A 25,367-nucleotide genomic window follows, 5' to 3' on the forward strand; every position below is an offset into this window, starting at 1 on the left:
TACTGGTGTAGTTACTGGATTGTTTGAAGTATCTACTGGTGTAGTTACTGGATTGTTTGAAGTGTTGTTTGTTGATGAGGATGTGGAGTTGTTCAATGTACCATTAATTGATGATGATGTTGAATTGTTCAATGTACCATTAATCAACAATGATGTCGAATTGTGAAGTGTTGTACTAATTGGTAATGTTGGGTTGTTCAGTGTTGCATTAACAGTTGATGTTGTCGTAGTTCCATTGGTTTGGCCACTATCGGCAAAAGCATTTGTTGTTGCAAGTGAGGCAGTCATTACAACTCCAAGAATTGCGACTAGAGACAAGATTTGGAGTTTGTTTCCATTAGGATTCATTTTCAACATTTTTACTGTAAATTATTTATAAAGAATTACTACTCATTGTACACTAACAAAGTTCTCGAACAGTTAAAGTATAACCTCGACAATTTTTTTTTCAAATATTTCAATTCATGGAATAATCTAATTCGTACAAGATCGACAAAAAATTACTAAATTATTTACATTTTTTCAAGCCAGGTACCTCTCAATGCTTATATCTTTACCACAGAAGAAAGATGAAGATGCATTTCAAGCGAATTCATCTTGCCTTGGCATTATTGATTTTGATACCATCATTTGTAAACTTGGGAGTTCCAATTTACAATAGAGCGTCACCAGAGTTATTTGGACTGCCATTTTTCTACTGGTTTCAGACATTTTGGCTATTTGCCTGCACAGGTTTCTATTTGGCATATGCCAAACTAGTGGAGAAAAAGCCATGATAGGCTGGGATGTTATCACAGTATTTGTCTCATTATTTATCATCTTTATCGGATTAGGATTTTACGGTAAATATTGGAGAAGGGGAGATCTTAATCAGGTACATGAATGGTCTTTAGGCGGAAGAAGACTTGGAACAACACTAGTCTTTTTCCTCATCGGAGCAGACTTGTATACTGCATATAGTTTTGTAGCAATACCATCTGGAGTATTTGCAAAAGGCGCGCTATACTTTTTTGCAATTCCCTATGTGATGTTAACTTTTGCAGTTGCATTGGTTACAATGCCAAAACTTTGGACATTATCTAGAGAAAAGGGATACATCACTGCTTCAGATTTTGTAAAAGACAGATTCAGTAGTAGAACACTATCTATAATGATTGCAATTACTGGAATTGTTGCCGAACTGCCCTACATCGCACTACAGATAGTTGGCATGCAGGCTGTCTTGACTGTAATGCTTGCAGGATATGCAAATGCGCAAATGGTTACAGAGATCTCGCTTCTTGTTGCTTTTGTAATTTTGGCAGCTTTTACATATTCAAGTGGATTACGAGGTGCAACCCTGACTGCAATCTTCAAGGACATTTTAGTTTGGATAACAGTGATTGTGGTAATTATTGCAGTTCCAATTAGTATTGGAGGATTTGGAAATGCATTCAAGGCTGCCAAGGACAATTATGTTACACTGCCAGATAATCTAGTTCCAGCATATGCAACTTTGATCTTGGGTAGTGCATTGGCTCTATACCTCTACCCACATGCAATAACAGGAGTCTTGAGTGCCCAAAGCGTACAAAAGCTTCGCTCAAGTACGGCACTTTTGCCATTATACGGAGTAGGACTGGCAATACTTGCGCTGATGGGAATACTGGTCTTTGCAGTCCCAGGGGCCATGCACTTTTTGGCAGGATTTCCTGAGAGTTCGCGGGGGATATTGGTAGTACCATCACTGATACTATACTCGTTGCCTGGATGGTTCTCAGGAATTGCGCTACTTGGAATTTTTGTCGGAGGTCTAGTACCTGCAGCAATCATGGCAATGGCACAAGCAAATCTCTTGACTCGAAACATAATCAAAGAGATTAAACCAAATCTTTCAAACACATCAGAGATTAGAATTACAAAGATGTCGTCAACGGTTTTCAAATTCATTGCCCTTGCATTTGTGTTTTCAGTTCCTGCAACATATGCAATATCACTTCAGCTCCTTGGAGGAATACTAATTGTCCAGATTTTGCCTGCAGTATTTTTTGGACTATATGTAAAGTCGCTTAGAAAAATTCCTTTGATTGTGGGTTTGGTTGCAGGAATATTTTCTGGAATATACATGCTAGAGATGGCAAACAGTTTTGGTCAGTTAACATCATCACTTTTCAAGACTGGTTTTGGTCCGATATACATTGCAGTCATTGCACTTGGAATAAATCTTGCAATATCATTTGCAGGAAGTGCAATATTACACAAACGCGAGATTAAAAACCAGACGAGTTAAAATATAATAAAATATAGTTGAGTGGTTTACGACTACTCGTATTCCATCAATTTCTTTTCTTCTAATAGTGTGTGAAGATTGTGCACTGCGCGATAAACTTCTGCTTCTTTCTTAGTTCCAGTACAGACTAGTTTTCCAGAAGCAAAGATAAGAACTACGGAGCGCGGATCAAGCATTCTGTGTATAAGACCAGGAAATTGTTCTGGTTCGTACATACTTCTTGGAAGACTTCTTGCTGCCTTTTCCAAGTGAACTTTACCGCCAAGGCTGACAGATGCTACAATGTTTTGAATTGTAATTTCTGCATTCTTTTTGATTTTTATCTTACCTTTTCTTAGTCTTTGTACTACAGTGTTTACGGCATTTATTGCAGCCTCTTCTGACTTGGAGCCAGTACAGACCATTTTGCCCGAGCTGAAGATTAATGTTGCAGTCTTTGGAGACTTTAATCTAAATACTAGACCTGGAAACTGTTCAGGATGATACTCTACGTCGGGGAATTCTTTTGTAATTGCTACAAGATCAATTTTTTGATCAACTGTTGCAGAAGCTACTACGTTTACAATGTCAACAATCGGTTTTGTTTGTGGCATTTAAATAGAATATAAAGTGGTACCATATATAACCAATTACATAGAAACCGTGACTGCAAAGGTAAAAGATCTTACAGTATGTTTTTAAGATAGAAAATTTTCGATCTAAAATTTGATCGCAATTTTACAGACTAGAAAAACTTGACACACATTCAGATCGTCAGCACAAAAATATTTTCATGACATATATTTTGGTAAAAAATCACTACAATTCAAATGCATTATGATGGAGATCATAGAAGATCTGAAGATGACAGACATTCAGAAACTGCAGAGATGTTTAAAATAAAAAAAGAGATGGAAACTGCAGACAGGATATTCTACGATGAACTTGCTAGCAAATATTTTCTGCTCGACAAATTTAGCCTCGAGCAATTAAAGAATATGTGCAATAGCCTGCTTGGAAAGGGTCCGGATATAGAATATTACGAAGACAAGCATACAAACAAAATTACAGAGATTCCACAGTACAAAGAAGATTTCATTCATTGTATCATTGAGGAATTCCAATTTTCTGAAATCAAAGATTACGCGCTAAGAGAGTGCATTCTTACAAGTTATTTTTTTGATAACAGAAAATGAGTTATTTTTTCAATATAGTCAAGTTAAGAAATACAGTCTTTATCACATAGCCATCAGATGCACTAATTCCAACCGTATAATTCCCAGAAGAGACGCCCCCATCATGAATAGACGCCAAGACTTGTTGATCATGTGAGAGATCTACCACATTAGACGCAAACTCTACGGTGAGATTACCCAGTTCAGCAGTTGGAGTAATTGAGCTTGACGCATTTAAAAAGACAGAATTTGGAGAGTGTAAGCCGCCTTGAATTTCCAGATTAACCGTATCATCTGTTTTATTAGAACTAAGAGTAATTTCTTTTTTGCTAGAGGTTATTTCAAATGGAATTTGGATATGCCCGTTTATCACTGCAACTTTATCAGTATTCCATTCAGAGAACCACAGGATTTTTTCATCTCGTGGGTCTTGCGATATGTTAAGAGGGTAAGTAATATAGCCATCCGTTGGAACTGAAGGAATAAAGTATTCAGTTAGTGTGTTATTTTCCAAGTCAAAACATCCAATCTTATTTCCCTGATGTTCATTAAACCATAAAATTTTGGGATTTTCTGTAGCATGAATCCAAAAAGGCAATGTGGTTGTATGAAAAAGATTTTGCGAGGTAGGATAACGAACTAGTTTTCCAGTATCAAGATCATATCTAGTAAGAAAACTTGTTCCATGTTCTGTAAGCCAAACAGAATTATTATTTACTATCAGATCAGTTGGCGATGAAAACATAGTATCGTTGTACATGGGTATGTTTTGTAGTGTAGTAATATTTCTGACAAAATTATTTTCCCTAGTAACATGATATTGTGAAATTTTTTGAGAAGCAATGTTAGCTGTCCATATTGAATCATTTTGTAAAAATATACCAGCAGGAGTTGTGTTATTGCCAGTTTCAAAAGACGAGATTTTATAATTACCATCTATAGATTTTTCTAACACACCAATTGTATCACCACGCAAAGTGGTAAACCAGATCTCCCCATCATGGGAAACTTTCATCTGAAAAGGAGCTCCCGATTCAGAATGAAATAGGTGAAATGTGTCATTTTTGGGTTCTAGTTGCCAGATTGATTTAGTGCCAAGACCTGCAAACCATATCTTTCCGTCATGGTCTTGCACCATAGTCCACACCATGGTTGAATTCCCATGCACTGCTTCAGGTAGCGAATTATCTCTAATCCCAAAATTTGTGATATTTCCACTTTTTGGGTCAAGTGAGAGCAGCCTCTTGGAATCAGAAGTCGTTATCCATACAATACCATGGGCATCCACCAGCAAGGCATTTGGCCTTGATCCTTCTTGTAAAGAATATTCTTTAACATATCGCACATGTGTGTTTGTCATATTTTTTGCCAAATCATTGTCTTGCCAAGTAACCACAAGTACAAAGAGCGTAATTGCAATTATCGCCACTGCGGATACCAAGATTAGTTTGAGGTTCAAATTACTCCGAGTCTCTTTTGATATTGTCTTTGCATATTAGTCTCTCGAAAATAGAGGCAATATAATATAGGAAATCAAAGTATGAAACTTTGTGAAGAAACGATTCTATCTTTTTCTCCCAATCTATTTAAGTTTCTTCATAGGTCTTGGAGTCTATGAAGTAATCCATCCTACATTTAGTACAGATTCAACAAGAATTGGAAATTATGAAATAAAAATAGAAACCACCCCAACAGTTCCAGAGATAGGAAAGAATACCATCATACACATTCTAGTTCTTGATGAAAGTGGAAAACCCATAGATAATTTCAGAATGGGGATTCAAATTTATTATAATGATAATTTACAAAATTCATTTCCACCTGCTGACCACAATTCAGGAAGATATGATTTAGATCATGTATTTGAGGAATCTGGAAATCATGTAATCAGAGTTGATCTTTTTGATCTAAAGAATGGCGATGTATTATCACATGCGTTCAATGTCGGAGTACTAAACTTTTACATGAGCATGTTCACGTATCTAATAATAGCAGGATTAGCAGGAGCCGCAGGTATCATAATCGCAATAATAATTTTTCAGAAGAAAATCAGCAAGACAAGGTAAAAAAATACGGCATGGCCCTATTGGCAGAATGCTTGGAGATTACCTCCGTTGAATCAGACGCCATTGCGCGGATTCGTGTGAGATTTCTGCCGGACCATGCATCGTCAAGCCATCAACTGTGACTTTACGATCACGTCTATATTATAATTACAAGTTATTTAAGAATTTGTGTCAATAAATACGCTAACCTATAATATATATAAAAATTCTACATTAAAAAAGAGTTTTTTTAAGAATAATTATTCAAGCATGTTCCAGAATCTAGAATATCGAAACAGCCCCACCCAACCAGATATGAAACATGCAAGAGACAAACCAAATAACAGATAGAAACCAATCTTATTTTTTGCAACATCAAGATCTAAGAAAATAAACGCACCTAATCCTATCAAACCAAAAAAAAGTATCAGCCTGCCCAATCTTTTTAGATTCAATTATTGACACAACCAAGACGGCCGGATATAAAACAGATCTACTGATGCAATTTCATGCCCAAGATGAATTTTTCACAAGTCATTGATAAGAAAATCACACCAATCCGCATTTTTCATAATACTGTTGGTGATAATCTTCTGCCTTGTAAAATTCTGTTGCTGGAACTATCTCAGTTACAATTTTTTTTCCATATTTTCCAGATTTTTCAAGATCATCTTTGGACTGTTGTGCCTCTCTTTCCTGTTCTAGAGTATGAAAAAAAATTGTCGACCTGTATTGTTTTCCAATATCCGGACCTTGTCTGTTCAGTGTTGTAGGGTCATGATTTCTCCAAAAAATATCTAAAAGTGTACCGTATGAGATTTTTGATGAATCATATTCGACTTGGATAACTTCAGCATGTCCTGTTGTATCAGTACAGACATCCTCATAAGTTGGATTTTTAAGATGCCCTCCCATATAACCAACACTTGTGGACATTACCCCATTTTTTCTAAAGTCATTTTCAATACACCAAAAACATCCCGCTCCAAATGTAGCTTTCAATACACATGATACGATTTAGCCTAAATTAAATTCTATTGTGAAATCAGATAAAGCGACTGGGCAACATCTTGATCAGATACTTTACCGTTAGCCCACGAACACATCGTTGTTTTGTCAGGCACTTGACCTAAAATTTCAGATTCACCCTGAACAGACATCAGATTATTAGAAACAAGATATTTCATAAGAGAACCTAATTGTTGATCATCTACATATCCATCACACCAAAATCCCACCGTTTTCTTGGTCCATGATGGGATTTTATCCTGACCTACCGCTACACTGATTACAAATGATTTGATTACAGAATTCCCATTTTGATCCTTAGCTGCACATGTGACTGTTGTTGTACCCACCATAAAAAAAGAACCAGATGGTGGAGCACAGACAGGGGACTGGAAGTTAGACAGCAGGCTAGAATTTAGATAATTTACAGTGGTTCCAACAGAATTTGTTGCATAAAAAACCAGAGATGGTGGAGATGAGTATGGTGCAGCATTTACATTTGAATTAGAGCTAGACATAGAAGGTCCAGAAGAACCTCCAACGGTTACGAAAACACTTGATGGATCAGAGGGATCATCGAATCTAAATTCCAATATAGAACCCATCAGTACTGGAAATCCACCAATTTCTTGAGGGATCTTGACAGTTACTGCAAATATACCAGTATTAGGCCCTGTTTCCCTCAATGCATATGGATTTGCTTGAAAGACCGCATCAGCTAATGTAGTTTGAGCTCCGCCCATGTGAACTTCAACCATATTTAATGAAATATCATCAGGCGTTTGAGAATCTAAATTATAATTTGGAGCATTGATATCAAGTGTGAAATAGTGACCAATTATAACATTTGAAGCCGAGCTTGACACAGGACTAGAAACAGTAGTTGTAAGAACTTTTGATTGAGTCTGTGTCGTTGGATGTCCCGAATAATCTGCTTGTTGATGATATGTCATAACTACAACGTCGCCGTCTTGCAAAGGTTGCCCGTTAACAGAGTCTGGCAATGTCAGTTGAATTTGAAAAGTCCCAGTATCTATTCCAGTTTCTACCATGGCATCAGGCCCAGAGACTGGAACTCCATTTATTGTAAAATCAACCAGACCTCCTGTTGGTATAGTCATTACTGCACGATGATCAGTTGACAGATTACTATCAGTAATATAAAAAGTCAGAATGGTGCCAGGTACAGCAGGCTCTGCATAGCATAGAGATAACGGCAACAAAAGCAGAATGAGAAAAAGTCTTTTCATGTCGCAGATTGCTCAGATGATTTGAGTTCGTTTATTATCGTATCGGAGTTTTTAATCATAGTTGCTAGAATTTTTCTAGTTGAATTAATTTCGTCTCCGGATATTCCACGGTAGATCATTTTTCTCAGTTGGAGAACAATCAATGTTATTGAATCTACAGTTGACTCAGATTTTTTTGTAAGGAAAATTCTATTCATTCTTCGATCATTTGGATCTGCTCTTCTTTCCACCAATCCATTTTGCTCCATTTTATCTATCACTGGAACAAGCGTACTTCCATCAACATAGATCTTGTCAGCAAGTTCCTTTTGAGTAAGCCCGTCTGAGATATTTAATGCAAGTATAACCCTCCAGTGAGCAGGTGTCAGTCCAAGTTGTTTTCTCATCTCAAGATCTGCCAACCTTTCCTGCGATTTTGAGGCAAGAGCAATAAGCATACCTATACTATCATTGAGGTCCAATTTACGCATAGTGTATAATATATTCACTGGTATACAAATGATTGGTATACCAATAGTTATATACCTTCAAGTCAATATTATGTCATGTCTACACAAAGTAAGACATCTACAAGGATACTCACTCTTGCCATGGTCACACTTTCAGGCATGGCATATGTGGGCACATACAACCCAGCATTTGCAACAACACCAACCCAATTTGAGAGTCAGACCATAACAGGAATAGATCTAAAGAACAATCCCATGGCTGCAAAGATCCTTAGTGAGATAGAATATTCTAAAAAACAAATAGCAGACTTGCAAAAAAGTCAAAAAGATCAAGAAGCGAATCAGAAACTTGTTGCACAGCAAAGATTGATTGCAAAACAGCTCCAAGATCAAGCATATCAAATGCTTCAGATACAAGTTGCACAAAATAGCTCAGAAAATGCATATAGTAGATTTCTTGCCTCCATCCCAACCAATGATACAAAGATGGTATTTCATGACGAATTTGCATTTACAGAACAGAGAGTAGGTGCAGGAGATGCTGCAATGCATAAAGTGCTTGCAAGTGGAGGCACGTGGGATGAAGCAATGCAACAATTTTCAAAATATGCAGCAATAAAATATGTTGAAATGATATCAGTGAATCAGGCGCTCAATGACAAATACATTCATCATCAAAACAAAGCAAACATGGTTGAAACTGGAGTGATACCATTTGATCAAAATGGTCATGTTCCTGCGAATTACATCCAAATTCCAGGTACGGTGTCAAGTCATGCATAAATTTAATTTAAAATCGCCATCTAGTTTTTTTTTCATCGTTTTACTAGTAATCGGAGTCTTTTCATTCATACCTCCATCTTATGCGGACCGAGTCATTACAATACAAAAGGTTTCCAACGTAAACGAGTTATCACTGCTCAATGCATTATCTAACGTATCAGAATACCCACAGATATTTCCTGACAATGTAAAATATGTCAAGATACTAGACAATAACACAAAACTTGTTGAAATGGATGCTGGCATAAATGGCATATTTTTTGACACCAAGGCAATATGCACAACCGATGCAAATGGGAATTATGTTGTCCAAATAGTTTCTGGCGACCTCAATGGAACCGTTATGACCACAAGCCTACAGCAGACATGGGGCTTTCAAGGTCAAAAAGACGGAGGAACAATTGCAAATATAGATTTGAATGTAAAAACAACCGGAATTCTATCGTGGATGCTTAACTTTATCCCAGATAGTACAGTGTCAGATGCTCTCGGATATGGATTTGACAAGTTCATCGAATATGTCCAGACAACATAATTTTCTTTTCATAATAAAGTAAAATTCAAAACTGTTTATATCATTATTTTTTTAAAAATTTTGGTTTTAGTTTTACGTTATTTTTCAAAAGTTCAAGTGCGATTGTTTTATTGTTTAACGCCAAATCAAATTTTTTATCTATCTTTAATGCAGCGTTAAAACATTTTATTGCATCCTTTAGCAAACCTAGTTCTCCAAGCGATAGACCCTTGTATGCTATTGCCATGGCATATTTTGGTTGAATCTTTAATGCTTTATCATAACAGTCTATTGCATCATGGTATTTTCCAAGTGTGTGCAAGGCAGAACCCTTGTTTACTAGAGCATCCATGTTTTTCTTTTCAATTTCAAGTGCTTCATCATAACACTTGATTGCTTTAGCATGCTTGTCAAGAGTTTGGAGTGTAACGCCCTTGTTTATTAGAGCAGTAATATTTTTCGGATCCTTGAATAAGATAAGATCAAAATATTCTAGTGCAAGAGTGTATTTCCCTTCTTCACATAGTTCGTATGCTTCATCAAGAAGGGAAGAATTTTTCATTGTTTTGAGTTAAAAATCTGTAGATATTATTCTTTTAGAAGACATCATATCGGAGCGTGCCATATTGATTATCAGATCTGATAACCAGTATAGTGCATATATTTATCGAGATCGATGTTCATATAATTTGGAAAGCCCAAAGTGTGAAAACTGTGGAAAGGTATTAGAAAATTCCCAATACACGCATTGCTCTGACAAGTGCCTATTTGATTCAATCAAGAATAGTCAACCTTTTGCAGGAGAAGATACAAAAGACAATTCAGGTTCAACCAGCGATTACTGACTATGTAGATCCCGTGTCTGCAAATACATGAAATATGTTCAATTTCTCTACTAGAAAATTCAAGAAATTCTAATTCACAACAGTCTTTAACGGCATTTTCTTGCGAAATTCTAATGCCTACCATAGTATTTGATTTTGATGGAACAATTGCAGATACGCTATCAGTAGTCATAAAAATTGCAAACAAATTTGCCGACCATTACGGTTATAAAAAAATTCCCCTCAGTGACTTGCCGAAGCTTAGAGAAAAAAAGCCAAGTGCAGTATTAAAACACTTGGGGATATCAATATTCAAGCTTCCCATAGTGGTAAGGAAGATAAGATTTGAGATGAACAAGGAAATCGTTAATTTGAAAACTGCCGTAGACCTTAAAGATACACTTGTCCACCTCAAAGAAAATGGCTGTATCCTAGGAATCTTAACTACAAACTCTAGAGAAAATGTTACCGAGTTTTTAAAGAATAATGATTTACAATTGTTTGATTTTATATATTCTGGTAGGGCAGTGTTTGGAAAAAGTAGGTTGCTAAAAAAATTGATGAAGGAAAAGAAAATACCTCATGCAGATCCAATTTACATTGGAGATGAGATAAGAGATGTCGAAGCTGCCAAGAAAGCAGGAATCAAAGTTATAGGAGTGACATGGGGGTATAACACTAAAACTGCTTTGTTAACATCCCACCCGGATCATGTTGTAGAAAAACCTGAAGAGCTCAAAAGTATAATTTTAGGCTAGTAGAAACATCTTGAACAAAATAACTTTAGTCATTATAATCGTAGATTATCAATAGGTATATGTGTCCATACAGTTGATCAAGTGTTACTTGACTAGAAATTTAAGATCTATTGTTTTGTTAACTATATTTTTAACAGCTTCTGGTACAGGAATTGCATACGCCCAAGATACATCCATCACTAACCAGTTTTACGGTCCTGAAACTGAAGCATTAAAGGCATTTGCAACAGAGATTGCAGATGCTGCACCAAAGATAATTGCTGCAGCTGCATTATTGATAATCGGTCTGGTGGTAGGAAAAATTGTATTTAGAGTAATAGAAAAAACAGCAAGAAAGATCCTAACGAAGGCAAACATGAACACCCTTTCCGAATCTAGTATTGTCGAAGAGACTGTTGGAAAGATTGATTCCGCACGCCTGATTGCAGCAACAGTCAAGTGGTTTGTCTACTTGTTTTTCATCGTAGCAGCAGTAAACGAATTGCATCTCCAACAGCTTACAAGCGCACTCACATCTCTGTGGCTTTGGATTCCAAATTTGCTTGCATTTGTAATGATCATAATCATTGGTTCTATAATAGCAAACTATGTCACAAAGTGGGTAAATCATGAGCTTGTTACACACAACTATGGCGGCAGCAGATACATTGGCACTGGTATCAAGATAGTTATTTACAGCATAATATTTGCAGTAGGTCTCACTCAAATAGGCATTGGCAAATCAGTCATACCAACACTTGTTGCAGCATTCTCATGGAGTATTGCAGTAGCAGTGGGCGCTGCAATCGCAATAGGTCTCGGGTTTACATTAAAAGAGATACTGCCAACTATGGCCGGAGCATCTCAAAATCGTTCCATATACAAAGTAGGCCAAGTAATTAAAATTGGAGATATAACAGGTACAATCACTTCTTCTGAAATGTTCCACGTAATAGTCACCAATGAAAGAAATGAGAGCGTTGTAATTCCAACCAAGGAACTAGTAAACAAATTAGTTACAATACTACACTCTGACTCAAAGAAAAACTAAAATAAAATTCTCTCCAAGTTAATTTCAAATAGTGTATCATACAGCATGATAGACTATGAGTTCAGATGTAACAGGAGAGGAAAAAAATGCACTGACACCGGAATCAGGTTTTGATCTATGTGGAATTGATTATTTTGAATCACTTGGAAGAAGGCTCTATTTCATAGAGCATTATGACAAATACCAAGATGCGCTCAATGCAAAAAAAGAACGAGACCGTCCAGATGAATATCTAATATTATACAAAGGAGCCCAGTAAGACAACCTCATATCAATTATTTTTCCAAGTTAATTTCTATTTTTCATTCATAGTCTTTTCATCTGACATTTTTTTGAAGATCCTCATAGCTTCAAGATGTGAGCAGTTTGCCTTTAGTCCCTTGCCATGGTGAAATTTATAAAAATTTTTGAATCCCTCGCAGTCACAGCTGTCAGATGTTACCATGTATGACTTTGATGGGTCACTTGATGATTTTACCTGAAACAGATCGTCTTCAATCATAACAACACCATTTTTTGCCAGGGCTGTGGCCTTTTTTATGGTATTTGCACTCATGACTTTCAGTATATGTTCAATTAAATAATCTTTAACTTTTCAAACAAGTTTATTTTTTTTCATCTATAGAACCACCCTGACCTCTAATTGCGGCAAAGGTTGCAGTACGTGTAATATCTGGTACATCCCTTACACCAGTTATTGCGGCATGTAGATCTTCTTCCTTTTTTGCAGATACCTTGACAAATACATCATATCTGCCCATGATACCGTTTACTTCGACAACATTTGACAATTTCTTAATTTTAGATATTGCGTCATTTTCCTGACCCGGCATACATGTTGCAAAGATATATGCAATCATGAGATATATAGGAAATGATCAAATAAAAGCTTAGAGTTAAAATTTAACTTTATTATGATTAAATGTCAACTATACATCATGCCTACAAAACCAGAGGATGTAGAATCCGAGTTAATCAAGCAAATGTTTGATGAGATCATGAAAATGATTCGTGAAAAACACATCAAGTTAGAATCCATTGTTCAGAGAATGGTAGAGCAGGGCAGCATATCCCAGAAATCATTTGATAGAGTATATGCACTTCTCACAGAATATGGTAAAAAGAAGCAATGGATCAAAGTTTAGATCTAGTCAGAAAATGGAGGATGTGATAAAAATTCCTCAAAAAGACAAGATTAGTTTTTACAACATCAGTACAGTCAAAATATCAAGACATTTTCCCAACAATTTAGAATATAATCAAAGTGGGCTGTTTAGATTTTTGATTTTAGTAATTATTTCATCATGATTTGAATCAGGGGCGGTTGAAAGTATCAAAAGACCATCATTAAGAAACAATGTAATTAGTTTTATTTTTTCTTTGGATGTTATCATCCAGTTTGTCCTACCTAGTTTTTCGTTGAACATTTCATCCCATGAGGCCTTGACAGATGCCTGATAATGCACCATGTTACTTAGCTCTTCGTCAAGCAATGGTGATGCATTGGCCTTTCTGACAAACGTAATCAATTTTCTATCTTTTATCCGGCCAACAAAACGAATGTCAGTGTCAAGGCTTAGGATCTGAGCATATGGATTTGCTTGTTTTATACGCTGGGCCATTTGTTGGATAGTAATCTCCAAAGGAAATTTAACTCTATTGTAACATCAAAAAAGAGACCATGATCGATAAAATTGATAAGACCATACTAGATGAGATCATAATAAAATATCACATCGATAAGAAGACTGCTTCTGTGATGAGAGAATCTCTAAATAGAATAAACGCAATAAACGAATCTAAAAATTTCAGATATGAACCTCTCGTAGAATTTGAAAAGAGACTGGTAAAGCTAAACAGCCTAAAAGAAAAAGCAACTGAATCATTTAGACCATTTGCCAACAAATATCACACATCACTTTGTGCATCTATGGGAGTTCCCATGATGGAGTCAATCTCCATGTCCAAAAAGTCAGGAAATTATGAGGCATTTCAAGAGTTATTTGGGTTAACAAATGCCAAAGCCAAAAGATTTGGCCTTGCAGCACTATATTCTGCACTGGAGGGCCAAAAAAACGACATTCCAAACACGGGAGCCATTTACAATATAGTATTTGATAGAGACTCACCCTGGACATATAGAAATGAGGTAGAACATATGGAAGAATATGCAAGATACCATTTCAACAGCTATGTCATAAATGAAGTAGAAAACTCAGCATCAAATCCATTTGAACCAGTAATATCACTATACGAATATGGTTCTGTAGATTTCATATTCATGCAAACAGAATATGATAATGTAAAAACTGAGAAATTGTGTACGTTTCATACTGTTAACATTCCAAACAAGGGAAATGTTCTTGCCGTTCACATGACAGGAGATGAAAAATTAATGCATTATAGAAAATGGGGAGATCCGTATTTTATAATTCATCCAATTGAAGGCAAGACAAAATTAAGAGTTGTAGGAATTGCAGATCAGAGATTCATGGTAGACTAGATTTTAGCTCATCTTCTCAGCATTTTTTTTCCAGATTCTAATACCATCAACGAAGACTTGTTCTGGTTCCTCAAATACAGTATGCCACTTGCCGTCATGTGGAAAGAGTTTATCCATTTCCTTTATTTTGGCATTTGTCGGAAATGCATTGGTTAACGCTCCCCACTTCATATTAGGAACTTTGGGCATAATTTCGTTGATATCTCGCATGTTACAACATAATACAAAATCATGGGATAAAATACTATGCATTTACCTTATGAAAAATATAAAACACTTTGAAAAACCATACGTGTGATTCTAGAGTGACTGATTCGTATAATCCCTAATCAATTAATTCATGGGTACAGTATAACTTGCATGACAACAATAGTTGGAATCAAAACAAAAGACGGAGTACGGGGTTCAGACAAAAGAGCAAGCAAGGGCTTTTTCATCGGATCTAAAATGGTACAAAAAATTGCAAGGATAGATGAGACACTAGCTGTTGCAATTGCTGGTCAAGTCTCAGATGCAGAACACATAATCAAGATGGCAAAATAGTCTAAAGTCGATCCCGCTCTAGATTCAGGAATAATAATCTACCAGCAACTAAAATACAACATGTGCAAATGAATGATAGAGTTGAACCTACCAAAAAATATCACTACAGGTATGATTTCAAAATCTCCACAAACCTCCGATGACATAGTACTAAAAATTGAACATGTCACCAAGATATTCGATTCAGCTTCTGGCAGAGTTGTTGCACTAGAAGACATAAATTTTACAGTAAAACGTGGCCAGTTTGTATCCATCATGGGTCCTTCCGGATGCGGAAAATCTACACTTCTCAACATCATAGGTGCACTTGATAGGCCAACATCAGGCAATGTATCCATAAATGGACATGAGATATTTTCGCTGGGAGACTCTGAAATTGCGACCATGCGAAATCGTCTCATAGGATATATCTTTCAATCATATAATCTGGTCAACAGGAGCACAGTTGAGATCAATGTAAAACTTCCTGCAATCATAGCTGGAATGTCTACTTCAGAGGCAAATCGCAGAGCAAAGAAAGTTTTAGAAGAGCTTGGGATAGCAGACAAGGCAAAACAAAAACCAGCCAACCTAAGTGGAGGTCAGCAGCAAAGAGTTGCAATTGCAAGATGTTTGATTAACAATCCAGCAATAATTTTAGCAGACGAGCCAACAGGAAATTTGGATACAAAGACAGGTCAAGACATATTTGATATGCTAAAGCTGTTATCGCATAAGTTTGGACGCACTATCATAATGGTCACACATAATCCTGAACTTGCAGCAGCTACTGACAGATCAGTTCTAATCAAAGACGGTAAAATTGAAAAGGATATCCTAAATAAAAATAATTAATACATGATTGTAAAGTGATAAACAATTTTTCGACCAAGTCAATATTGTTGTAATTTTTGAATTAATCTTATTTGTATATATTATCAAGCATAATAATTTAGATCTATCTTAAAATACGATTCAGTGATAAGTATACCTATGCAAGGTTCAAGTGCATTAGACAAATATGATTTAAAAAAAGCTCACAAAGCTTTGAAAATGCTACTCATCGATAGAAGTAACGAATTTCGAGTATTTGCCCATGGTATTGAATACCCAACGAATACGGAAAACTGGGAAGTCATAGTCTTGAATTTTTGCCTTGATTTTGTAGAGTGTTTCAAAGAAATGGCAGGAGAAAATCAGCTTGATCACAATCAGATTCACAAGTGTATGACACATATTAGACAGATTACAAGAGGCAAAACAAACATGACCGAAGTCACACACCTTGAGAATACTGCATATCTAATCGCAGAAGACTTCAAATCAATTTACAAAAGAATGGAGTAGTACAGTCTATCACCGACATGGATTTGAAACAGAAATTATCTGCAAGATTGATATCAATTATTGCATTTTAGATACTAATTTTTAATTATACGAACTAAAAGAATTAAATCTGTTTTTGTCATCAGGTCTTTCTTGTCTTTCTTTTAGTAGTTTTGTAATCTGTTCAAGTATTTTGTGAGCATGGATTATAGACTCTGACTTGAGATTGGCACCTGAAGCGTCACTTTCCACAACCGCATATCGCGAGACAAGTTTTAGATTGACATGATATTTGTCACTACTTGCCCACTGGAGCACATATCCCCCATCTCCTTGAACAATCCCTATCCAGCGTAGAGTGCCAAACCATTTTCCAAGTAATTTGTTTATTACATCTTCTACTTTGATATCAGTTGGGATGTATAGTTGGAGTATCTGTTCAAATTGTTCGTACTGATTGGATATTCTCTTTGATAAATTTTCAAGATCAATTCTAGACTTTTTGACAAGTATGGAATCCAAATTCTTTGCGAGTCTATAACCATAATCTGTTTTTTTTACCAAGCCTGCACTTTCCAGTCTATATAATGAGCGTGTTAGGCTTTGTTGGTGAATTCCCAACTTTCGTACAAGACCGTTAAACGTATACTGGTTATCACTAATATCACTGTCCTGGTTGAATACCGACAAGACTTTTTTGTCGTTTGTCTGAAAATCATCAAGCGATACATCAGTTGAATTATCAATTATAATCTGAACCATTTTATCATCCACCTTGACCTCTTTTTCGTTTACTGGCTTGTCCACTTTTTCTTGCGAGTCTTTGTTTTGCATTACTATCACAATTGTGCGTATTACTTATTTAAAACTAGTTTAGCTGTTAACACTTGATCTGATTCCAATATTATAGAATTTCTAAATTTTATCAAATTACTTGCATTTTCTAGCATAGAATAATGTGGTAGATTAAATCTATTTTTTCTTGACTTGGTATTTCTTGAATTTAACCTTAGTTTATTATTACAACACGGACAATGTATTCCAGACGATAGCGAGTCTACAAATATTCCACATACAGAACAAGGTCTCTGTCCCACTGCAAATCTATATCCTCCCAATGGTTTTTTTACTGCAAACCTATAGCAAATTCCTTTGCACTTCAAGCCTTACTGTTCAATACCACATTTCAAATAAAATAGACTAGGATCAGTAAAACCCAGTCACAGGTATTTTTATACTCGTCCAAAAATAAATACTTGCTACAATCAGTAAGTAAAGAGAGCAAATGGTAGAGATTTGGACGTTAGTTGCAATATCTATTCCTACAATGATCTTGTTAGGGATGCGTCATGCCTTAGATGTGGACCATATAACAGCAATAGACAGCCTAGTACGACTACATAATGCCGTAAAAAAATCTCGGTGGGTAGGAACTGGATTTAGTGCAGGTCACATGATCTCTGTCCTAGCAGAGATGATTTTCATAATTTACATAATTGGAAGTATAACCAGTACCAACAATCTTGCGTTCTGGGGCGGAGTAATAGGCGCTATTGCATTAGGTACAATCGGAGGAATCAATATCTATTCAATGAAAAAATGGGGCAAGAGTGGCTCTGCAATACTTGCAAGCAAGATTTTGAACAGGACCAGAGTTTTAGGTCCTACGGGTTCTGCATTAGTCACAGGAGTTGTGTTTGGATTAGGGTTTGATACTGCAACACAAATTTCTGCCATAACTTTGTCTGCAGTAGCATCGGCGGCAGTTGGCATTCAAACTGCTTTGATCCTATCAGGCTTTTTTGCATTAGGTATGATTCCAGTAGATACCTTTGACAGCATCATACTGCGTTCTGCATTCTCCAAGATACTTCATGCAAAAGGATTCAGATACATGTCATATGCATTGAGTGCAATGGCGTTGACCATTGCTTCAGTTACAGCATATGAAGCGTTGACAAATTCAGAGATATTTCCTAAATTAACAGGTCCAGTTTTGGCAGTGACAATAGTCTCGGCATCATTTGGATATGCTTTTGCTACAAGGAAAAAAATTCAAGGAACAAGTTCCACAAATTAGAACTTTCATTTAGTCAAATGTGTGAAGTAAAAATAGATTAGATCGACTTTCCTTCTATGAAAGCCCTCAACATCCACGCCATCTTTTCATGCTGTTCCATCAATCCAGTTAGAAAGTCTGCAGTTCCAGCATCCTGATATTTTGTGCACGCCTCAAGGTCTTTGCGTAAGGTTCTGATTATGGAATCTTGATCGTTTAGCAGATTGTTTAACATAGTTTTTGCATCGGGGTATGTGTTTGGTTCTTCTTTTAATCTAGCATTCTTTGTAAATTCTACAAGTGTTGCAATACTCTTACTTCCAAGTTCTCGGATTCTTTCGGCAACATCGTCGATTATGATATCAAGTTCTCCACATTGTCCTTCAAAGAACTTGTGTAGATCATTGAACTGAGGTCCTGTTACATTCCAATGATAGTTTCTTGTTTTTGTATACAATATGTATTCGTCTGATAACAACTTTTTTAGAATTTCAATTACAGCCTTACGGTTTTGTGGTAAAATTCCTATATTTGGTTCCATAACAGACCTGCTATTTTATTTTCTCGGATAAAAGTGTGATCCTAATCTTCACTAGTGGGTAAAGTGAAAAATTACTCTTGTCATATCAAAGACCTTCAGTTTTCCCGTCTTTTTCTAGTGTTTCCAAGTGTTCAATCTATTTATTCCCAATCATCCAGATATTTCAAACAATAATCGCAGATTGGATAACCTGCGTCTTATCCATATTCCGTTTTACATCAACTTGTATGAACTTGCAACGTTAATTTGAAATTCTGCCGTTTCTGAAACTGGCATAAACCAGATTCCATCCACTTCAACTACTACTTGGTAAGATCCTACATCTTGAAACTGATATGGGATAGTAACAGAGCCATCTGCGGTGTGTAAAAGTGAAGTAGAATATACCTGAGTTGTTCCTTTCATGACTGTAACTTTGTAATCAACGTGCTCCTCAATTGAATTGGTTGGGGTGTTGATAAAATCTACCTTGAGTTGAGTTGGTTGTCCAGTAGTTGGATTTGCAACATCAGTTGAAAATCCTATTTTGAGATTTTCGCCAGATGAATTTGTGCCTTGTGTCCCATTATTTTTTTCTACAGTGTATAATGCCAACATTCCACCTTGCATGTGATCATTTACATGACAGTGAAAGAGCCAAGTGCCAACGTTGTCAGGGTACATGTCTAACACCTTCATGCTCATAGGAAGAAGCTCTACCATGTCTGTACGCATGCCATCAATTAACAATGTATTGCCGTGCCAATGTGGTGAGTGTATATCACTCTCACCACCCATGCCGGCTACATACCAACGCACATGTGTATTTTGCTTCATATCCAATCCGGGCGTATTTCCAAAGATGTAACCATTAATAGAATACTTTAGATTGCTTTCCCAGAAATTTGGGTCAGTCATGTTTACTTGCGACATATCCTCACCAGTAAATGTCTTGATGTTATCTGCTAAATACGGACTACGAGTTTCATTGAATATTGTAAACAATGTAACAAACTCTCGGTCCACACCTTTTGGAGTACCATCTGGGTTTGCTTCTCCATTTCTTGTTATTATAATCGGTCCGACAAGCCCTGCACTTGTATCTGTTATCTCATTGACATGTGAATGATACATCCACAATATTGAACTTGGATCATGTGGTCCAGGACCTGCCCTCTCCGGTACATTCCAGACATACGTAAAGTTGCCACCTGGTGGTATTGCTTCACCAGGTTTTTCAGAATCTGGCACTCCGTCATTGTATGGTGCCCCCTCTGAAGCCTTGTCATACAAAACTCCATGAGGATGAATGCTGGTAGGAATACGACAATCGTTCTTGAATACTACCTTGATTGTATCGCCTACCTCAGCATGAATCACAGGTCCCAGTACTCCAAGATGTTCCCATTGAGCGGTTCGCGGTTGTAGTGTGGTAAATGTATCATCAGTATATCCTCGGTAGAGGCATTTGAGATACACGCTACCAATCCTGTCTACTCCATTTTGTGTATAGAGTGCTGTTACGGAATCATTTGCAAGTGGCTTTCCTGTTATCACGTTCATCCCAGTTGGAGCATAATTCCATTTTACCTCGTCTGATGCAATGTAATAGGTTCTGGTAACACCTTGGAATACAGTAGGTGTTGCCGTCTTGGTTATCATTGTGGCCTGATTTGAATTTGCAGTAAAGTGATAAACAACAACTCCAGTTAATGCAGATGAAAGTACAATGATTATACCAAACATTATGATAGTTTTTGATATCATTAGGCAAGCCTAATTGTAACAAGTATTTAATTGGCTCAACTGACACAATTGCTGAAAACAGATTCTAATTCTAATAACATGTAATGCACCATGAGTTGAAAATTAAAAAAATAATTCATTATAATCTAAAAGATGAAGAGGATAAGACTAGTTATGACAGATTGGACTTCCGTGACACGACATGACTGTACCGGAATAGTCAAAACCTTTCACATTGGCTCCAGTAAGATCAGAATATGCCAAGCTACCTCCATCTAGAGATGCTTGTTGAAGATCTGCACCATAAAGAGCCGCATCAATAAAAGTTGCACTCCTCATATCAGCACCTACAAGATTAGTATTTACAAGATACGTGCCAGTCAGATCTGCACCTATCATATTAGTATGCGACATGTCAAGACCCGATAAATTGGCATTACTAAATTCTACACCTACAAATCTTGCACCAAGGACATTTGCACCGCGTAGATCTGCACCGGAGAGATTTGCGTGATAAAAGTCAATATTTCTCAGATCTGCACCTCTAAGATCTGCACCAGACAGATTAGAGTATGAAAAATCACCTCCAGACATGACAGAGTTTGTCATGTTTGCACCTGAAAGATTTACATCATAAAATAATGGGTTTTGCATAACAGTCCCTGAGAGATTTATGCCTGCCAAGTTAGAAAAATGATACTGATTCTGGGCCATGTTACAATTACTCCAGTCACTATTTGGAGTTGGTGTTCCAAGACATATTTTTACATTATTAGACATAATGATTGTTTTAGGTTGCACAAAAGAAGATGATGCTGACGCAGGTGAAACATAGACGGACATAATCAACAAAACTGAGATAATGCCCATTAACAACACCGAGTTTTTCTTGGTCATTTTTTGATCGTTTGAATGTATTTGGAACATAATTTAAAAGGAATGGTACATTCGTAGAATGTACTAAATCATCAATGAATAAGTACAGATTAGCCTATTTTCCATATTTTGATAGCATGTAATACGTTTTCAAGTGAACCCTGGCAGAGGATGTCCAATCATATCTGCCAGAGTCATCGTTGTGATGAACAAACGATACACTATGTTTGAATACAATCATACCAGTTCAAATAATAAGTGAAATGGTACATTCGGTAATTGTACCATGAATTTGCTCAAAGAATAATGAGTCACATACAATCAAAATACACATTAATTGAAAGTAATAAAAAATATCCATTAAAATAGAATTAATTTTTGTCTCTTTTTAGAAACGAAAACCATTTTCTTTTTGATTTTTCTTTGAGCATTGTTGGTTGATCGTCTTTCATGAATATCATGAGAGTTTAATTTTAATAACATCGTTGGTACATTCGGTAATTGTACCAGACTTTTTTTATCTTACAATCTATCATCATACAATGACTGGAATGTCATAAGTATATTTGTCAACGAGCAAATTGCTATTCATATATGATATTCCAGTTTTTTATTTTCAATATTTGTAAACAAAAAAATTTATTTCCACCATTACGATGTATTAATTTTCATTTTTCTAATATGGTACATTTCTCGATTATACCATCGATCTTATTACGTCACATTGCATCATTTGAGAAAGGGACGACAAAACCACGCCAGACCATATTGAACACATGTAGGTCTCGTCTTATTTTATATCACAAAAAATTGGTGTATTGTAGTCCACAGTTTATTCTAGTGAACTATCACTACAGGACAAGAAGCATTCTCAAGTACCTGACGGCTGACACTTCCAAGAACTTTGATCTTGTTAATGCCTCGTAGTCCTTGGCTGCCCATAACTATGAGACCATTACTGTTTCTTTTTGCATGATCAAGAATAGCTTTGGCAGGATTATCTGATACTACTTTGTAGATAGCCTTCACTCCCTTGTTTTGGCAATATGCCGCGCATTCTTGCATAAATCCAGTGGATTCACTCACTGCTTTTTTCACAAATGCATCTATTGATTTGGTTGCGCCTTTGCCTCGGACGGCACCTGAGAGAACTATCCCAGCAGGTCGTGCGGCAGATGCACTCACAGCTGCCAAGAGTTCAATCTCAGAATCAAGTCTTTTTGATATTTCGATTGCTTCGTCTAATGCTCTTTTAGAATACTCGGACCCATCCAATGGAACAAGTATACTAGAATAACTTTTTACCATAAACTGTATTTGGGTTTTAGACTATTATAGACATTGGAGAATATCATTTTTGATAATCATTGAAGAAACTTTTGTTAAACATAAAAACTATTTTGGAATAGGAAAATAAATTTGTATTTTATTTTGTAATAGAATCCACCATTATGATTATGAACTAAAATATCCATGGTGTGATGATTGTAGAATTAAGATAATCCAATATAGGAGGCCATAAAATCTAAACTTTAATTATCAATTATGACAATCTGTACTGTCAAATCTGCGTGGAAATTCTCTCTGTCAGAATTCGTCGAGTGTTAATTTAAGGATGCATTATACTACTCATGTTGCCCATGCCACCCATTGAACCTTGATTTGACTTACTATTCATCCCTCCCATTCCGCTCATATTGCTCATACCACCCATGCCATGCATCATACCACCCATCATTCCATGACCCATCATGTTCTGCATTGATTGCATAGATTGTGGATTGTTCATCATAGTATTACACCACGATTGCATAGCTTGTGGATGATCAGTCAAATACTGTGACATTTCTTCTCTGTATTTAGTACTATCAAACATACTGGAATACATTTGCTGTCGAAATTCAGAATCTTGCATCATGTATCCATCATATTTTCCATAATGATGCCATCCGTCATACTGACCGAAATGACCATGCATCCGGTATGAATCATGATGACTAGAAACCGCATAGCCGATCTCAATTCCTCCAACTATGCCGACAATTACTATTGCTATCCAAACGTATTGATTATTCATAATTTTATTTGTTTTTTCTATATATTATAGTTAAAGCTAGAATATCACAATTGATAATTAATTCGAGAATTGTACCACGACATAATTTAATAAAATTATTTTAAAAAATCAGTTTTGTTGCTTATTTCGCGTTATAGCAATTACTGCAATTACTACTCCGGCAATACCAATACCAATTGAAGTCATGCTTATCATGTATAGTTTATCAGTAGTATCTTTTACATCCTGAAAAGATTGTGCCACCCGTGAATAACTCTGGGCAGCACCATTAGCTGTATTTTTTGCATCGTTAATTTCACTAGTTAGTTGATTGATAACATTTTGTGATGTTTGTGCAGATGCAGGATGAATCATAAAATTAGAAACTCCAATTAAGCACAATGCAAGAACCAGTGAAGTTATAAAATTTCTAGTTTTCATGTGTTATCAAAAATTGCCAATTTTCTTAAATATGTTTTGGTACAAGATCAAAATAAATATCCTAGAAGTTTAGAAAACCTCTAGTCTTTCCTGTTACTACAATAACACTAACTATAGCAATTACAAGAACTAGTGATGAAACAGGACCAAATTCTGGCACTGCGTTGTTAGACATGTTCATCCCAGTCATGTTGCCAGACATATTCATTCCAGTCATGTTGCCAGACATTGGTGGAAAGTAATAACTGTCCTTGGCTTCAACATCTTGCATAGCATAGGTGGTAGATGGGATAGTAGTTCCGTTTATGCTGCCTTGAATAATCATGTTATAAGTTCCAATTTGAGAAGGGGTCAAAGCTGAAACATACAATCCAGGTGTATCATCGCTTGCATCAAAACTGAGCTTTTTAGATTGACCTCCATATTGAGCAGTAACAGTCATCTGATCTAATGCAGTTCCGACTATCGGTGGTGCACTATCACTAGTTCCATTATACACATAAACATCAACTTCGTTCAAGTCACCAACAAACGGTGGTTCATTTAACCAGCCAATTTTTACTGAAATCTTATCAAAAGTTTTCAAAGTATGAGCCTCTGCAGGATGGATTGCGTATGGTGCAACAATAACTGCAACCAATGCAAGTATGACTGGGATTATTATTTTTCTATTCATATTTACTTGTCTCCATCATCAAGGAAAGTTATACTTGTCCTTGGCTTCAACTTCTTGCATTGGATAAGTAGTAGAAGGAATATTCACTCCGTCTATGGTTCCTTGGATTATAGTGTTGTAGGTTCCAAGTTGAGTTGGAATTACAGCAGAACTATACAAGCCAGGTGTGTCATCACTTGCATCAAAGCTAAGCTTTTTGGTTTGACCACCATATTGTATAGTGATAGTCATATTATCCAGACCGTTACCTGCTATCGGTGCAGCAGAGTCATTAGTACCGTTGTAAAGATAAACATCAATCTTGTTTGTATCTCCAATAAGTGGCGGTTCACTATCCCAACCAATTTTTACTGAGACATTTGGCGCAAAATTCTTTAAAATATGTGCCTCGGCAGGATGGAGAGCATATGGTGCAACAATAACTGCAACCAATGCAAGTATGACTGGGATAATTATTTTTTTAGTGTTCATTTTAATATTCATTGGAATGTGTCTAATATTCGAATATATACATTATGGTACAACTGTAGAATAGCATACAATTCTTTTCTTGTTTGA

The 25,367-nt window shown here is 36.2% G+C and carries 38 protein-coding genes; 16 read left to right on the plus strand and 22 right to left on the minus strand.

The features are described from left to right. A partial coding sequence (locus C0Q33_RS09360) for a hypothetical protein (protein ID WP_177996828.1) occupies positions 1–348 on the minus strand: 348 nt, incomplete at its 3' end. A gap of 227 nt (positions 349–575) precedes the next feature. Here C0Q33_RS09360 and C0Q33_RS07690 point away from each other — a divergent pair. Beyond that, positions 576–776, plus strand: coding sequence for a DUF3311 domain-containing protein (locus C0Q33_RS07690; RefSeq protein WP_101478065.1), 201 nt, complete (start codon positions 576–578; stop codon positions 774–776). Further along, positions 773–2,269 (plus strand): sodium:solute symporter family protein, encoded by a 1,497-nt coding sequence (locus C0Q33_RS07695; protein ID WP_101478016.1) that lies wholly within the window; start codon positions 773–775, stop codon positions 2,267–2,269. The genes C0Q33_RS07690 and C0Q33_RS07695 overlap by 4 nt, the downstream gene beginning before the upstream one ends. 32 nt (positions 2,270–2,301) lie before the next feature. Here the strand turns inward: C0Q33_RS07695 and C0Q33_RS07700 are convergent, their stop codons facing one another. After that, on the minus strand, positions 2,302–2,862 hold the full coding sequence (locus C0Q33_RS07700) for a TATA-box-binding protein (protein WP_101478017.1): 561 nt from the start codon (positions 2,860–2,862) through the stop codon (positions 2,302–2,304). A 216-nt stretch (positions 2,863–3,078) separates the two neighbouring features. Between C0Q33_RS07700 and C0Q33_RS07705 the strand changes: the two genes are divergently transcribed. After that, entirely contained in the window at positions 3,079–3,444 is a 366-nt protein-coding gene (locus tag C0Q33_RS07705) for a hypothetical protein (protein WP_101478018.1), read from the plus strand. 1 nt (position 3,445) lies between these two features. Here C0Q33_RS07705 and C0Q33_RS07710 read toward each other — a convergent pair whose 3' ends face one another. After that, positions 3,446–4,882 carry a Vgb family protein gene (locus C0Q33_RS07710; protein WP_101478019.1) on the minus strand — a complete coding sequence of 479 codons (1,437 nt, stop codon included), beginning with the start codon at positions 4,880–4,882 and terminating at the stop codon, positions 3,446–3,448. A gap of 91 nt (positions 4,883–4,973) precedes the next feature. On the opposite strand from C0Q33_RS07710, the gene C0Q33_RS07715 reads away from it, so the two are divergent. Beyond that, a complete protein-coding gene (locus C0Q33_RS07715; RefSeq protein WP_101478020.1) occupies positions 4,974–5,489 on the plus strand; it encodes a hypothetical protein in 516 nt (171 codons plus the stop codon). Between the two features lie 239 nt (positions 5,490–5,728). On the opposite strand, the gene C0Q33_RS07720 is transcribed toward C0Q33_RS07715, so the two are convergent. The 4 genes from C0Q33_RS07720 to C0Q33_RS07735 form a co-directional block, all read right to left on the minus strand. Then, positions 5,729–5,923: a hypothetical protein gene (locus C0Q33_RS07720; RefSeq protein WP_101478021.1), complete on the minus strand. Its 195-nt coding sequence runs from the start codon at positions 5,921–5,923 to the stop codon at positions 5,729–5,731. Positions 5,924–6,017: 94 nt separating this feature from the next. After that, positions 6,018–6,470, minus strand: coding sequence for a peptide-methionine (S)-S-oxide reductase MsrA (gene msrA, locus C0Q33_RS07725; RefSeq protein WP_101478022.1), 453 nt, complete (start codon positions 6,468–6,470; stop codon positions 6,018–6,020). Positions 6,471–6,502: 32 nt separating this feature from the next. Continuing rightward, positions 6,503–7,726: an HYR domain-containing protein gene (locus C0Q33_RS07730; RefSeq protein ID WP_101478023.1), complete on the minus strand. Its 1,224-nt coding sequence runs from the start codon at positions 7,724–7,726 to the stop codon at positions 6,503–6,505. After that, complete coding sequence (locus C0Q33_RS07735; RefSeq protein ID WP_101478024.1) at positions 7,723–8,196, minus strand: MarR family winged helix-turn-helix transcriptional regulator; 474 nt, start codon at positions 8,194–8,196, stop codon at positions 7,723–7,725. The genes C0Q33_RS07730 and C0Q33_RS07735 overlap by 4 nt, the downstream gene beginning before the upstream one ends. Positions 8,197–8,271: 75 nt before the next feature. On the opposite strand from C0Q33_RS07735, the gene C0Q33_RS07740 reads away from it, so the two are divergent. Together C0Q33_RS07740 and C0Q33_RS07745 are read left to right on the plus strand one after the other, a co-directional pair. Further along, the gene (locus C0Q33_RS07740) at positions 8,272–8,958 is read left to right on the plus strand and encodes a hypothetical protein (RefSeq protein WP_101478025.1); all 687 of its coding nucleotides are present in this window, start codon (positions 8,272–8,274) and stop codon (positions 8,956–8,958) included. Then, positions 8,951–9,493, plus strand: coding sequence for a hypothetical protein (locus C0Q33_RS07745; RefSeq protein WP_101478026.1), 543 nt, complete (start codon positions 8,951–8,953; stop codon positions 9,491–9,493). The genes C0Q33_RS07740 and C0Q33_RS07745 overlap by 8 nt, the downstream gene beginning before the upstream one ends. A gap of 43 nt (positions 9,494–9,536) precedes the next feature. Here the strand turns inward: C0Q33_RS07745 and C0Q33_RS07750 are convergent, their stop codons facing one another. Next, complete coding sequence (locus C0Q33_RS07750; RefSeq protein WP_101478027.1) at positions 9,537–10,034, minus strand: tetratricopeptide repeat protein; 498 nt, start codon at positions 10,032–10,034, stop codon at positions 9,537–9,539. Between the two features lie 396 nt (positions 10,035–10,430). On the opposite strand from C0Q33_RS07750, the gene C0Q33_RS07755 reads away from it, so the two are divergent. From C0Q33_RS07755 to C0Q33_RS07765, 3 genes are all read left to right on the plus strand, one after another. Beyond that, the gene (locus C0Q33_RS07755) at positions 10,431–11,054 is read left to right on the plus strand and encodes an HAD-IA family hydrolase (RefSeq protein WP_101478028.1); all 624 of its coding nucleotides are present in this window, start codon (positions 10,431–10,433) and stop codon (positions 11,052–11,054) included. An 88-nt stretch (positions 11,055–11,142) separates the two neighbouring features. Further along, positions 11,143–12,084: a mechanosensitive ion channel family protein gene (locus C0Q33_RS07760; protein ID WP_245867389.1), complete on the plus strand. Its 942-nt coding sequence runs from the start codon at positions 11,143–11,145 to the stop codon at positions 12,082–12,084. A gap of 55 nt (positions 12,085–12,139) precedes the next feature. Continuing rightward, the gene (locus C0Q33_RS07765; RefSeq protein ID WP_101478029.1) at positions 12,140–12,343 is read left to right on the plus strand and encodes a hypothetical protein; all 204 of its coding nucleotides are present in this window, start codon (positions 12,140–12,142) and stop codon (positions 12,341–12,343) included. Between the two features lie 36 nt (positions 12,344–12,379). Here C0Q33_RS07765 and C0Q33_RS07770 read toward each other — a convergent pair whose 3' ends face one another. Both C0Q33_RS07770 and C0Q33_RS07775 read right to left on the minus strand, forming a co-directional pair. Next, a complete protein-coding gene (locus C0Q33_RS07770) occupies positions 12,380–12,640 on the minus strand; it encodes a hypothetical protein (protein ID WP_101478030.1) in 261 nt (86 codons plus the stop codon). A 49-nt stretch (positions 12,641–12,689) separates the two neighbouring features. Continuing rightward, complete coding sequence (locus tag C0Q33_RS07775; RefSeq protein ID WP_101478031.1) at positions 12,690–12,944, minus strand: Lrp/AsnC ligand binding domain-containing protein; 255 nt, start codon at positions 12,942–12,944, stop codon at positions 12,690–12,692. Between the two features lie 78 nt (positions 12,945–13,022). On the opposite strand from C0Q33_RS07775, the gene C0Q33_RS07780 reads away from it, so the two are divergent. Continuing rightward, on the plus strand, positions 13,023–13,229 hold the full coding sequence (locus tag C0Q33_RS07780; RefSeq protein WP_133121045.1) for a hypothetical protein: 207 nt from the start codon (positions 13,023–13,025) through the stop codon (positions 13,227–13,229). Between the two features lie 114 nt (positions 13,230–13,343). Here C0Q33_RS07780 and C0Q33_RS07785 read toward each other — a convergent pair whose 3' ends face one another. Next, a complete protein-coding gene (locus tag C0Q33_RS07785; RefSeq protein WP_133121046.1) occupies positions 13,344–13,706 on the minus strand; it encodes a hypothetical protein in 363 nt (120 codons plus the stop codon). 59 nt (positions 13,707–13,765) lie between these two features. On the opposite strand from C0Q33_RS07785, the gene C0Q33_RS07790 reads away from it, so the two are divergent. After that, the gene (locus C0Q33_RS07790) at positions 13,766–14,587 is read left to right on the plus strand and encodes a hypothetical protein (RefSeq protein WP_101478034.1); all 822 of its coding nucleotides are present in this window, start codon (positions 13,766–13,768) and stop codon (positions 14,585–14,587) included. A 3-nt stretch (positions 14,588–14,590) separates the two neighbouring features. Here the strand turns inward: C0Q33_RS07790 and C0Q33_RS07795 are convergent, their stop codons facing one another. Beyond that, positions 14,591–14,797, minus strand: a complete 207-nt coding sequence (locus tag C0Q33_RS07795) for a hypothetical protein (protein ID WP_101478067.1) — start codon at positions 14,795–14,797, stop codon at positions 14,591–14,593. A gap of 150 nt (positions 14,798–14,947) precedes the next feature. On the opposite strand from C0Q33_RS07795, the gene C0Q33_RS07800 reads away from it, so the two are divergent. The 3 genes from C0Q33_RS07800 to C0Q33_RS07810 all read left to right on the plus strand — a co-directional run bounded on the left by C0Q33_RS07800 (position 14,948) and on the right by C0Q33_RS07810 (position 16,456). Beyond that, positions 14,948–15,130 carry an Ntn hydrolase family protein gene (locus tag C0Q33_RS07800; RefSeq protein ID WP_101478035.1) on the plus strand — a complete coding sequence of 61 codons (183 nt, stop codon included), beginning with the start codon at positions 14,948–14,950 and terminating at the stop codon, positions 15,128–15,130. Positions 15,131–15,241: 111 nt separating this feature from the next. After that, positions 15,242–15,964 (plus strand): ABC transporter ATP-binding protein, encoded by a 723-nt coding sequence (locus C0Q33_RS07805; RefSeq protein ID WP_101478068.1) that lies wholly within the window; start codon positions 15,242–15,244, stop codon positions 15,962–15,964. Between the two features lie 138 nt (positions 15,965–16,102). Continuing rightward, positions 16,103–16,456 (plus strand): hypothetical protein, encoded by a 354-nt coding sequence (locus C0Q33_RS07810; RefSeq protein WP_101478036.1) that lies wholly within the window; start codon positions 16,103–16,105, stop codon positions 16,454–16,456. Positions 16,457–16,537: 81 nt separating this feature from the next. Here the strand turns inward: C0Q33_RS07810 and C0Q33_RS07815 are convergent, their stop codons facing one another. Further along, positions 16,538–17,269, minus strand: coding sequence for a hypothetical protein (locus C0Q33_RS07815; protein WP_101478037.1), 732 nt, complete (start codon positions 17,267–17,269; stop codon positions 16,538–16,540). A 20-nt stretch (positions 17,270–17,289) separates the two neighbouring features. Then, on the minus strand, positions 17,290–17,598 hold the full coding sequence (locus tag C0Q33_RS09455; RefSeq protein WP_177996830.1) for a hypothetical protein: 309 nt from the start codon (positions 17,596–17,598) through the stop codon (positions 17,290–17,292). 122 nt (positions 17,599–17,720) lie between these two features. On the opposite strand from C0Q33_RS09455, the gene C0Q33_RS07825 reads away from it, so the two are divergent. Next, positions 17,721–18,515 carry a HoxN/HupN/NixA family nickel/cobalt transporter gene (locus C0Q33_RS07825; RefSeq protein WP_101478038.1) on the plus strand — a complete coding sequence of 265 codons (795 nt, stop codon included), beginning with the start codon at positions 17,721–17,723 and terminating at the stop codon, positions 18,513–18,515. Between the two features lie 37 nt (positions 18,516–18,552). Here the strand turns inward: C0Q33_RS07825 and C0Q33_RS07830 are convergent, their stop codons facing one another. The 3 genes from C0Q33_RS07830 to C0Q33_RS07840 form a co-directional block, all read right to left on the minus strand. Continuing rightward, positions 18,553–19,035 carry a Dps family protein gene (locus C0Q33_RS07830; protein ID WP_101478039.1) on the minus strand — a complete coding sequence of 161 codons (483 nt, stop codon included), beginning with the start codon at positions 19,033–19,035 and terminating at the stop codon, positions 18,553–18,555. Positions 19,036–19,248: 213 nt separating this feature from the next. Next, a complete protein-coding gene (locus tag C0Q33_RS07835; protein WP_101478040.1) occupies positions 19,249–20,781 on the minus strand; it encodes a multicopper oxidase domain-containing protein in 1,533 nt (510 codons plus the stop codon). Positions 20,782–20,928: 147 nt separating this feature from the next. After that, complete coding sequence (locus C0Q33_RS07840; RefSeq protein WP_165776477.1) at positions 20,929–21,474, minus strand: pentapeptide repeat-containing protein; 546 nt, start codon at positions 21,472–21,474, stop codon at positions 20,929–20,931. Here C0Q33_RS07840 and C0Q33_RS09605 point away from each other — a divergent pair. Then, a complete protein-coding gene (locus C0Q33_RS09605; protein ID WP_281258847.1) occupies positions 21,473–21,595 on the plus strand; it encodes a hypothetical protein in 123 nt (40 codons plus the stop codon). The two genes, C0Q33_RS07840 and C0Q33_RS09605, sit on opposite strands and share 2 nt — an antisense overlap. 878 nt (positions 21,596–22,473) lie before the next feature. On the opposite strand, the gene C0Q33_RS07845 is transcribed toward C0Q33_RS09605, so the two are convergent. The 5 genes from C0Q33_RS07845 to C0Q33_RS07865 form a co-directional block, all read right to left on the minus strand. Beyond that, positions 22,474–22,944 carry a universal stress protein gene (locus C0Q33_RS07845; protein WP_101478042.1) on the minus strand — a complete coding sequence of 157 codons (471 nt, stop codon included), beginning with the start codon at positions 22,942–22,944 and terminating at the stop codon, positions 22,474–22,476. A 301-nt stretch (positions 22,945–23,245) separates the two neighbouring features. Beyond that, complete coding sequence (locus tag C0Q33_RS07850; protein ID WP_101478043.1) at positions 23,246–23,713, minus strand: hypothetical protein; 468 nt, start codon at positions 23,711–23,713, stop codon at positions 23,246–23,248. Positions 23,714–23,821: 108 nt separating this feature from the next. Next, the gene (locus C0Q33_RS07855; protein ID WP_101478044.1) at positions 23,822–24,133 is read right to left on the minus strand and encodes a hypothetical protein; all 312 of its coding nucleotides are present in this window, start codon (positions 24,131–24,133) and stop codon (positions 23,822–23,824) included. Between the two features lie 61 nt (positions 24,134–24,194). Continuing rightward, positions 24,195–24,809, minus strand: a complete 615-nt coding sequence (locus C0Q33_RS07860; protein WP_101478045.1) for a hypothetical protein — start codon at positions 24,807–24,809, stop codon at positions 24,195–24,197. An 18-nt stretch (positions 24,810–24,827) separates the two neighbouring features. Beyond that, complete coding sequence (locus tag C0Q33_RS07865) at positions 24,828–25,292, minus strand: hypothetical protein (protein WP_165776478.1); 465 nt, start codon at positions 25,290–25,292, stop codon at positions 24,828–24,830. Positions 25,293–25,367: the final 75 nt, after the last annotated feature.

The organism is Candidatus Nitrosotalea bavarica (genome assembly GCF_900167955.1).
GTDB lineage: Archaea > Thermoproteota > Nitrososphaeria > Nitrososphaerales > Nitrosopumilaceae > Nitrosotalea > Nitrosotalea bavarica.

Bases quoted from the DNA above. Each gene is read 5' to 3' on its own strand.
- C0Q33_RS07690 (WP_101478065.1), top strand. From the start codon at position 576: ATGCATTTCAAGCGAATTCATCTTGCCTTGGCATTATTGATTTTGATA.
- C0Q33_RS07695 (WP_101478016.1), top strand. From the start codon at position 773: ATGATAGGCTGGGATGTTATCACAGTATTTGTCTCATTATTTATCATC.
- C0Q33_RS07700 (WP_101478017.1), bottom strand. From the start codon at position 2,862: ATGCCACAAACAAAACCGATTGTTGACATTGTAAACGTAGTAGCTTCT.
- C0Q33_RS07705 (WP_101478018.1), top strand. From the start codon at position 3,079: ATGCATTATGATGGAGATCATAGAAGATCTGAAGATGACAGACATTCA.
- C0Q33_RS07730 (WP_101478023.1), bottom strand. From the start codon at position 7,726: ATGAAAAGACTTTTTCTCATTCTGCTTTTGTTGCCGTTATCTCTATGC.
- C0Q33_RS07735 (WP_101478024.1), bottom strand. From the start codon at position 8,196: ATGCGTAAATTGGACCTCAATGATAGTATAGGTATGCTTATTGCTCTT.
- C0Q33_RS07740 (WP_101478025.1), top strand. From the start codon at position 8,272: ATGTCTACACAAAGTAAGACATCTACAAGGATACTCACTCTTGCCATG.
- C0Q33_RS07745 (WP_101478026.1), top strand. From the start codon at position 8,951: ATGCATAAATTTAATTTAAAATCGCCATCTAGTTTTTTTTTCATCGTT.
- C0Q33_RS07750 (WP_101478027.1), bottom strand. From the start codon at position 10,034: ATGAAAAATTCTTCCCTTCTTGATGAAGCATACGAACTATGTGAAGAA.
- C0Q33_RS07755 (WP_101478028.1), top strand. From the start codon at position 10,431: ATGCCTACCATAGTATTTGATTTTGATGGAACAATTGCAGATACGCTA.
- C0Q33_RS07765 (WP_101478029.1), top strand. From the start codon at position 12,140: ATGAGTTCAGATGTAACAGGAGAGGAAAAAAATGCACTGACACCGGAA.
- C0Q33_RS07770 (WP_101478030.1), bottom strand. From the start codon at position 12,640: ATGAGTGCAAATACCATAAAAAAGGCCACAGCCCTGGCAAAAAATGGT.
- C0Q33_RS07775 (WP_101478031.1), bottom strand. From the start codon at position 12,944: ATGATTGCATATATCTTTGCAACATGTATGCCGGGTCAGGAAAATGAC.
- C0Q33_RS07780 (WP_133121045.1), top strand. From the start codon at position 13,023: ATGCCTACAAAACCAGAGGATGTAGAATCCGAGTTAATCAAGCAAATG.
- C0Q33_RS07785 (WP_133121046.1), bottom strand. From the start codon at position 13,706: ATGGCCCAGCGTATAAAACAAGCAAATCCATATGCTCAGATCCTAAGC.
- C0Q33_RS07790 (WP_101478034.1), top strand. From the start codon at position 13,766: ATGATCGATAAAATTGATAAGACCATACTAGATGAGATCATAATAAAA.
- C0Q33_RS07795 (WP_101478067.1), bottom strand. From the start codon at position 14,797: ATGCGAGATATCAACGAAATTATGCCCAAAGTTCCTAATATGAAGTGG.
- C0Q33_RS07800 (WP_101478035.1), top strand. From the start codon at position 14,948: ATGACAACAATAGTTGGAATCAAAACAAAAGACGGAGTACGGGGTTCA.
- C0Q33_RS07805 (WP_101478068.1), top strand. From the start codon at position 15,242: ATGATTTCAAAATCTCCACAAACCTCCGATGACATAGTACTAAAAATT.
- C0Q33_RS07810 (WP_101478036.1), top strand. From the start codon at position 16,103: ATGCAAGGTTCAAGTGCATTAGACAAATATGATTTAAAAAAAGCTCAC.
- C0Q33_RS07815 (WP_101478037.1), bottom strand. From the start codon at position 17,269: ATGCAAAACAAAGACTCGCAAGAAAAAGTGGACAAGCCAGTAAACGAA.
- C0Q33_RS07825 (WP_101478038.1), top strand. From the start codon at position 17,721: ATGGTAGAGATTTGGACGTTAGTTGCAATATCTATTCCTACAATGATC.
- C0Q33_RS07830 (WP_101478039.1), bottom strand. From the start codon at position 19,035: ATGGAACCAAATATAGGAATTTTACCACAAAACCGTAAGGCTGTAATT.
- C0Q33_RS07835 (WP_101478040.1), bottom strand. From the start codon at position 20,781: ATGATATCAAAAACTATCATAATGTTTGGTATAATCATTGTACTTTCA.
- C0Q33_RS09605 (WP_281258847.1), top strand. From the start codon at position 21,473: ATGTTACAATTACTCCAGTCACTATTTGGAGTTGGTGTTCCAAGACAT.
- C0Q33_RS07840 (WP_165776477.1), bottom strand. From the start codon at position 21,474: ATGGCCCAGAATCAGTATCATTTTTCTAACTTGGCAGGCATAAATCTC.
- C0Q33_RS07845 (WP_101478042.1), bottom strand. From the start codon at position 22,944: ATGGTAAAAAGTTATTCTAGTATACTTGTTCCATTGGATGGGTCCGAG.
- C0Q33_RS07850 (WP_101478043.1), bottom strand. From the start codon at position 23,713: ATGAATAATCAATACGTTTGGATAGCAATAGTAATTGTCGGCATAGTT.
- C0Q33_RS07855 (WP_101478044.1), bottom strand. From the start codon at position 24,133: ATGAAAACTAGAAATTTTATAACTTCACTGGTTCTTGCATTGTGCTTA.
- C0Q33_RS07860 (WP_101478045.1), bottom strand. From the start codon at position 24,809: ATGAATAGAAAAATAATAATCCCAGTCATACTTGCATTGGTTGCAGTT.
- C0Q33_RS07865 (WP_165776478.1), bottom strand. From the start codon at position 25,292: ATGAATATTAAAATGAACACTAAAAAAATAATTATCCCAGTCATACTT.